4 protein-coding genes are annotated in these 8499 nt (G+C 37.9%); all 4 read right to left on the bottom strand.

The window, feature by feature from the left end; translation table 11 throughout:
- A partial coding sequence (locus O3658_RS04415) for an SspB-related isopeptide-forming adhesin (RefSeq protein ID WP_371559551.1) occupies nt 1-2930 on the bottom strand: 2930 nt, incomplete at its 3' end.
- 16 nt (nt 2931-2946) lie between these two features.
- Complete coding sequence (locus O3658_RS04410) at nt 2947-5169, bottom strand: MucBP domain-containing protein (protein ID WP_371559549.1); 2223 nt, start codon at nt 5167-5169, stop codon at nt 2947-2949.
- A gap of 135 nt (nt 5170-5304) precedes the next feature.
- Nucleotides 5305-7890 carry an SEC10/PgrA surface exclusion domain-containing protein gene (locus tag O3658_RS04405; protein WP_371559547.1) on the bottom strand — a complete coding sequence of 862 codons (2586 nt, stop codon included), beginning with the start codon at nt 7888-7890 and terminating at the stop codon, nt 5305-5307.
- A 253-nt stretch (nt 7891-8143) separates the two neighbouring features.
- Nucleotides 8144-8461 (bottom strand): hypothetical protein, encoded by a 318-nt coding sequence (locus O3658_RS04400; protein WP_049509453.1) that lies wholly within the window; start codon nt 8459-8461, stop codon nt 8144-8146.
- Between the last annotated feature and the right edge of the window lie 38 nt (nt 8462-8499).

The raw sequence follows: 8499 nt of genomic DNA, 5'->3' as shown, positions 1-8499 counted from the left end.
GTAACAGCTTCTTCTGGATAATCATCAACAATGTAGAAGCCTTTACCAATACGATCTTTATCTACTTCAATGCCCTTGTATTGGCTATAATCTGCAGTTACCTTGTAGTAGTTTACAGATCCTGCCAAGACTTGTTTCCCATCGATGTCAACACCCGCCTTGTTCAGATTCTTCTTGGTTGGTTTAACAGTAGGAACATTATTTACAACTGTATCAGTTTGATATCCGTTACCGAAATCAACTTGGTAAGCCGTATTCTCAAAAGATTTTCCTGTATTTCGTAGTTCTTCCTTAGTTACCATTGGATCAATAATTGTAACTGATTTTCCTGATTTAATATACTGGTTAAAGTAGGCTTCTGGATCATCCACTAAAAATACTTGGAAAGCTCCCTTAGGCTTAATTGCAGAACTATCTAGAAAGGCTTTAACTTTATCATTATCAACAGCTTCAATAGAATCGTACTGATACACTGAAATACCAGAAACTTCTTTTCCTTCGCTATCAATATAACGAATATCTGATTGATTGATAGTCACTGCCTCTTCTGGATAATCATCAATTGCACCAAAGCCTTTTAGAATAGCATTTGGATCTGCCTTTATTCCCTTATACTGATCATAATCCAAGGTTATATGATAGTAATTTGTTGAACCAGCTAGAACTGTTTTACCATCAATGATAACACCATCCTTATTATGATTGTGTTTGAGAGGCTTGATTAAGTTGTTATTTGGATTGTCAGGATCATTCGGTTTACCAGGTGTTGAAACCTGAACAATATTTGAATAACTTTCGTACTTATTGTTGATCTTTAATTCGAAGTTATTCTTATAAGTTGCCCCATCATTCGTAACCTTACCTACTAAAATTGGAGCTGGAACTAGCACTTCTTTACTTAAATCTTGATTAAGCTTAGATTTCAAACTTTCTAAGCCTTTCATGCGAACAACATGGCTCGATTCGTCATAAGTTAATTCAAAATCTGAACTAGCCTTCTTTGAAGATTCTACATCTAGTACAAAACCTGAAGGTAATGCATCTACAATTTCAAAGTCTGTAATAGCTTCACGATTAGCTGGAAGAGGCTTAGTTGTTAATTCCCACTGTACTGTTGAAAGCTTAGGTACATAGCTTTTATCAATAGATTCACCTGCAGAATTCTTTACAAACTTCTCTAGGTCAGGCACTGCTTGGAGACGGGCATATCTAACTCTAACAGTTGGAGCTAGCAACGAAGACGGGATCTCTTTTTCCTTTGGCTCCTCAGGTTTTGGTGGTAGTGCTTCCTCAACTTTCCCTTTTGGAGAACTTGGTAGAGGAGTTTCCTTTTCGTATGTTACGGCAGCAGGTTTTGGCACGAAAGAAACCTTCTTCAATTCCGCACCAGAACCCAGAATTGTAAATACAACATTTTGACCATTTCCTCTCGCATTCTCCGCATCCCACTCAGCTGCTGTTCTTCCCTCTCTAGATCCTGGAGAGGAAGTGTGGAGATAAGTTAGGCTAGATCCATACCCTACTGAAGCAAATGAACCTCTAGGAATATCTGAAGCATCATTTACACCTTCTTCAACTCCTCTCATAACTCGGCCATCAAAATTCAAACCAGACCCACTCGGATTAATCACCATTCCACGACCAGATGAACCATAACTCAAATTTGAGCCTTGACCCCAATCGACATCTGAAATCACAGTTCCGATTAATAGAGAAGCTGGTGTTGTCGTTCCTTCAATATAAAAATCAAAAACCATTTCCAAACGGGTATGATTATTATAGACAAAATAGAAACTTCCTCCATCACCACTCTTTAGATAAATATCTGGATCTGTTACAGGAACACCATTTCGAACTTCGCCTAGGTAGTCACCTAAATCAGAAACTCTGACTTTGGCCGTTACCTTTCTACCATCCGTAAGAGTTCCAATATTGTGAATATAAAATGTATCTCCGACTTTTGGAGCTTTAATTACATCGTAAGCTCCTGTAACATCTTTGCCAACCTGAGTTCCTTCAGTCCCTGTTACATAAGTATCTGCATGATAGCCTAAAAATCCGTCCATGCTCTCTACTGGGAGATCATCATCTGGTACTACTGTAAAGTCACCATAATACTCCATCCCTCGACCAGATGAGTTAAAGCCTCCATATACTTTGAAACCTGTATCTGATCCGAATAAAGGCTTACTTGTTTGAATTGCCTCTTTCTCAGCTTTAACAGTGGCTAGCTTATTTTTATAATCTGTCAAAGAAGTTTCATAAGCTTCTTTCTTAGCTGCGTTTCGTTTTCGGATTTCTGCATTTTCTTGATTGATACGATCAATTTCTGCCTGATTAGCCTGCTGATTTTTTTCATTCTCTTCACGGATTTTCGAATTATTCTGATTGATACGCTCAACTTCAGATTGATAAGAAGCTAAATCCTTTTGATATTGTTCTTTCTTTGCAGCATTCTCTTCTTGGATTTTCTTACGTTCCGCTTGATTCTGTTTTTTATCTTCGAGATATTTTTCAGTAGTTTTCGCAATACTATCCGCTTGTGTTCGATAATCGCTTTCGACTTCCTTTTGCTTTTGATCCAACTCAGAAGCCGAACTCGCTGTACCTTTATCTACTACAGAATCAAATTCTACATTCACCCCAGCTTCCTGTGCCTTTTTAACAGTTTCATCTAAACCTGAATGTGAAATAGAAACTTCTAATGAACCTGTTTTTTCTTCACTCTTCCCTTGGTTATCTGTAGAAATACTACTTGGATTCGTCTGTGCATAGGGAGCATTTGTGGCTGGATTTTCAGTTCGTTCATCTGCTCTGACCGGACTAGTCATCAAGCCCAAGGCAGCTAGACCAAGAATTACTCCACACGTTCCCCATCGTCTTGTTTTTCGGATTGAACCGATTGCTTGTGTCTCGTTATTAAATTTCATTCATTCTCCTTTTCTATTATCCATTCAATACATCCTTTACAGCACTAGTTTTAGGAAGTTTTTTAGGTTCTTCCTTCTTGGGCTCAGCAGCTTTTTCTTCCTTCTTTGGCTCAGCAACTTTTTCTTCTTTCTTTGGCTCAGCCGGTTTCTCTTTTTCTTTATAAACAAACTTAAGTGTCTGTTTATCCGAAGAAACCTTCCCTTCCAACTCTTCTGGAACTGCCTTCAAAACATAAGTTGTATCTTTAACTGTAATTTCTGTTTCAACATCACGATCAAATTTCCAGTCTTTTCCTACAAGCTCTCCAGCTTTGGAAATAACTTCAGAATTCTTGATTTCCTCGCCCTTTTCGTTGACAAAGATAGCTTTAACTTCCTCGCCTTTTTCATGTGCCAAGTAAGTCAGCAAAAGGTCATTTTCAGCAAACTTCCCTTTCTCTTCGCCTTCTTTAAGGGTAACTTCAAATCCATCAACAGTCGGAGCTTTGATATCATAATCATCCCCAGAGAATCCCTTAGCTACAAGAATATCCTGATCAATCTGCTCATTCGTTAAAGCATTCAGAACCTTGATAGTTAGAGAATAAACCTTTTTATCTGCTGGTTTCTTTTCATACAGATAATGTAGTTTAACAGTATCCTTAGTAACTTTTCCAGAAGATTCTTTAGGCTCACCAGTCAATACATAGGTTTCACCATCAACGGTCAATTCCTTCTTAACTTCAGTTGCCTTCCATTCACTACCAATCTCTTTACCAGCTTCGACAATTGTGATATCGCTTTGCCCAGGAATTTCTTTTCCGTCTGCTGTTCGGAAATCAGCAGTAACAGCTCCACCTTCGTTTTTGATAGAGTCAGTTTTCTTAGCCACTTCTTTTCCATCTAGTGACACTGTACCTGTTGCAGTACCTTCTCCAGTAAAGCTATAAACGATTGAGTAATCACCATCAGGTAGTTTTTCTGAAAAATCAACCTTCCCATCTTTGACCGGTAATTCTTTATTGACTTTACCACCTTTTAACAAAGCCTTAGTGATTTTTATTCCATCTCCACCGATGGCAACTTGAGCTGTTTGATCTGCGCCCTTAGAGGTTTGTACTTTAACAGTCGCAGTTTCCATGAACTGTTTGATAACTTCAGCATCAACTGTTTTAGGGTCTTTACCTGTCATGTCATAAATGTTAGGGTGACCTAACTCCTTCATTTGTTCGATTGAACGCATAGAGTTAGTGTCGTTATCCGTAACTTGGTTACGGTTGACAACTGACATGAATGTTTTAGCACGTTTCTTAGCCCACTCAGCAAAAGACTTGTCCATTTCTTCAGGTTTACCTTTATCCATCCAACCATCAGTGTACTGGATAACAGATACAGTATCAGAAGATTTAGTAATTTTTTCAACAATCTCTTCAAATGGAACAACAACATCTACAGACTCATCTAGGTAACGGTGTGAACCTAGAGCATTTGCTAAAGCAGCAAAATAAGCACCATACTCGTGAATTTCAGAATCTTTTTCTGTTGGAGCCTTAATCTTCAACAGATTATCAATGATTTCAAGCGCTTCTTGCTTCGTCAAGAGAGTTGAAGATATGCCCACAGTGTCTTTAATTTCTTTTTTTGTGCTCGCATGATATGAACTCTGTCCGTAATTATCCGCATAAAGTTGAAGAATGTGACGACTTTGAGGGTTTTTATTTTCTTCAATAATCTTCTTACTTAGGAGTAAGGAATCCTTTACTTTACCCGCATTAGAAGAAGAATAGTCATAAACATGATCCGTAATAAGAGGATCAATTTCATTTGTTGTGCTAGTATTTGTAGGAGCTTTTGTCTTAAACTGTAGCTCACTAGAGCCTGTTTTATCTTCACCAGTTACCACTGTATTTTCAGTAGTTTTTAGTTCTGGAGAAAAATCAGGTTGTTTAGGATCAACTGGTTCTGGATTAGGATTTTTAACCTTAGGTGCATCTTTCTTGACCTTTTCAATTTCAATTTTGGTCTTTTCCAAATCCTTGAATTTGTCGGATTTATTATTGTTAACCTGTTTTTCGTCACCCCCAGAGGATTCTGTATCCTTCTGCTCTGTTTTTTCAGTCGTAGCTGATTTTACTGAAGATTCACTTTTGGATTCATCTGCTTGAGCTATTGCCGAACCGACAAACCCAACTGCAATGAGTCCTAGTGCTACAGAACATAGACGTTTTCCGTATTTTCTATAGCTAAATGTTTTTTTCATAGTATCGCCTTTCTAAATGTTCATTGGAATATTTTCTAACGGATATAATTGATGGATCTCTTGCTCTAAAATATACAATTATCATTTTTCCTCCAACCAAAAAGTCACCAAGAAACCTTGATGACTTTAATGAATTTAATTTTCCTTAGATTCTCGTTTGATTTTCAACAGACTTAAAAGTGAAACAGTTACCATTCCCAATAACCAGAGACTAGAAGATTTTTCTCCCGTCTTAGGTAATTCGTATGTTGCAGCAGGTGCTTGATAGACTGGATCTTTAACTTTTGCCACTTGTTCATGTACATACTTCGCAGTCTTACCATTTTGAACTACTGGAGTAGAATGAGTTCCTTCTTGTTCAATACTTGCTTTTTGAACAGTCAACTCTTTTTGATGCCCAATTTCTTGCTGTGCTTCCAGATAATCACGATAAGCCGACAACAACTCTTCATGAGCCTCTAATACCTTTCTTTGTTCTGCTTTTGCAGTTTCTAGTTTTGCTATTGCTAACTCAAGAACTGATTTCTTTTCTTTCAAAATTTCTTGAGCAGCTTCAAGATTAACTTTTGCCTTTTCTAAGAGTTGTGGGGCATTCTTCAAAACTTCCACTCGCTCTTTTGAGGCTTTCAAGGCTTCAGTTGATTCTAAAAGTAAGGCTTGACGATTGAGAACAAGTTCTTTAATTCGAGCAAGTTCACCTTGTTTAGCAATCAATACCTCTTTCTCAGCAGTCAAAGCTTCATTCAGTGATTTCCATTCAGTTTGTTTTTCAGCTAGTTTATCTTTAGCTAACGCAAGTGCTTCACGTTTGTTTTGTACGTCTGCATTCAACTGTTCCAAAGCCTCTTGCGCTTGTTTGTTTTCTAAACTAGCTTTTTCAAGGTTTGCTTCCGCCTGCTTTAACTTAGCTTCTGCTTCAGGGGTTTTTAAAGCAATATTCTGAATATCATTACGATTAGTCACTGCATTTTGCGCAGTAACTTCTGCTTGAGTATATTCTGTCTGTGCTTGTTCTTTTTTAGCTTGTGCATCCTTACGATTCGTTTCCGCAGTATCATAAGTATCCTGAGCCTGTGCTACGGAGTTTCTAGCTAGTTGAATTCTTTCCTGAAGACTAGCTAGATTGTTCTTAGTATCAATTTTAACTTCTTGATGGAAACCATTTTTCAGCAAATCAATTGTTTTAGAATCTGTTCCAACATAGTGCATCGCAACCAAACCAAGATCTGTCTTTCGGGTTGCTACACCGATATATTGAAGCGTGACTGACTTACGATCAAGCCCTGAAAAGTTTAAAGCATGGCCCCAATCAGCGTGCTTATCATAAAACAACATCATAACCATGTTGTTGTATGCCTGTTGTTTCAGATCAGCTAATGTGACTACATCATCTGCATTTTGAAAGCCAATATTTTCAGCAAGCAGACCTTGATTCCCCTGATTCAAACCAACTTCTTTCGCAACAGTGTTCAAAGCATCTAGGTCATGCCCGTACTGATTAGTTGATAGCTGAGTTACCTTCTGTGCCACTTTCTGCATATCTCGATTCACTAAAACTGGAATATCATCTGTTCCCATCAATTGACGGAAATCATTAATCAAATGTGCATTGAAAATGGCAAGTTCATCTTGAACTTCAGCAGATAAATGATTGACATCAGCAATCACAGTCTTTTTATCTGCTTCACTCTGCTTAAATGGAGAAGTTGGATTACTGTAATAAGTCTCACCACCATCTGGTGAGCTAAATCCAGCAGCAGTCATACCTCTCTTGGCAATTTCTTGTAACTTATTTGAATTTTCTTCAGTGGGATTATTGAAGTAAGCCTTTAATGCTTCTACATAGCCAGCAGGATAAGTGATCGAAGTCGTTGTCAAACTGTCCAGGACACTTTGAGCCGTAGATAGATTCTCTTTAGCTACTTGATACTGATTTTCAGCGTTAGTAGCTTGAGTGGTTGCTTGATCTAGTTCCTGCGCTTTCACCAACCTAGTTGCTTCTGTACTCGTTACCTCTTCTTCTGCCTGTTTCAACTTAGAAGCACGTTGTTCATCTGCTTTTTTAGCAAGTTCTAAATCTTGTCGAGCTTGTGATTCAGTTTTTTCGCTCATTTCCAAGTTTCGCTCAGCAGCTTCAGCATTAGCAACAATACCCGCAACTCCAGTTCCGTCTAGAATCGCTTGTTTTTCAGCTACAATTTGTTCTGCATCTGTAACCTCTTTTGTTTTGTCATCAAGCTTTCTCGTAGCTTTTTTGACATTTGCTTCCTGATCAGTAACATTCTTTTCAGCTAGCTTTTGTTGCTCTTCAGCAGAGGACAGTTCTTTTTGAGCTTTCTTCTCAGCAACCTCTTTTTCAGAAACATCTTCTTTTGCATCCTGGATATTTTTAGGAGTAGCTTCCTGGACAAGTTTCTTCGCTTGAGTAACAGCTTCTGTAGCTTCTTCAACTCCTTTCTCAGCATCGTTCACCTCATTTTGAGCTGTGTTTACAATCTCCTCCTGTTTTTTTACAACTGTGTTTGTCTGATCCACATTTGCTTGGGAGATAGCAACATCAGTTTCTGTAACTGTTTTTTTAGTTGCTGTCTTCTGTTGGCTCCCTAAAATTGGCTCTGTAGGTTTTAATTCTTCTGCGGAAGCTTGAGTCGTTGCTCCAACAGCCGCCGTTGCGATTGCGCCAGCCAATAAAACTTTCTTAACTTCATTCATCATTTCCATTTGATTTCTCCTTTTTGATATTACTTAAAACAATGCTTATTTGAATAGTCTTTTAGTTCTCGTGAGATTTTATCAGACAATTTATTTGGGATAAAAGTCATATATACTAGAATCCCAGAGGCTAAAAGAATAACTGTAAATATTATCTGTATAATACTCATTTCTTCACCTTTTCATAACATCACCTATCTGCTTTCAGCAACAAAGAAACAATTCCTTGCTCCCCAAAACAGATAGATGAGGACTCTATCTGTTAAATTTTACCGCTAGGTCGGTGATAACCTTTACCGGTTAGCTGTAAGATAGTTTTATTACCTTGCTTAATTCGTCTGGCAACTAAAATATCTCCACGTTTAATGGTGCGTATATCTCTATAGATTTTAGAGTATTCTGCAATCATTTCAACGGTTTGAAGTTTTCCTGCCACATATCCTTTTTTGGGAATAAGACCGTACTTACTAGTTAATTTCATTTCTTCACCACTTGCAAGCCGTGCGGTTGCATCACCTTGCAAACCTAGTCGTCTTAAGTCAGTGAGTGTTACCTCACTAGTTGATTTTATTTGATTCATATTGTCCTCCTTTTTGAATCAAAGGCTGATTTACAGCC

Origin of the sequence: Streptococcus sp. 27098_8_69 (assembly GCF_041432445.1) — a bacterium.
In the GTDB taxonomy this organism is placed as follows: domain Bacteria; phylum Bacillota; class Bacilli; order Lactobacillales; family Streptococcaceae; genus Streptococcus.
This window is presented reverse-complemented; position numbering and strand designations above follow the sequence as displayed.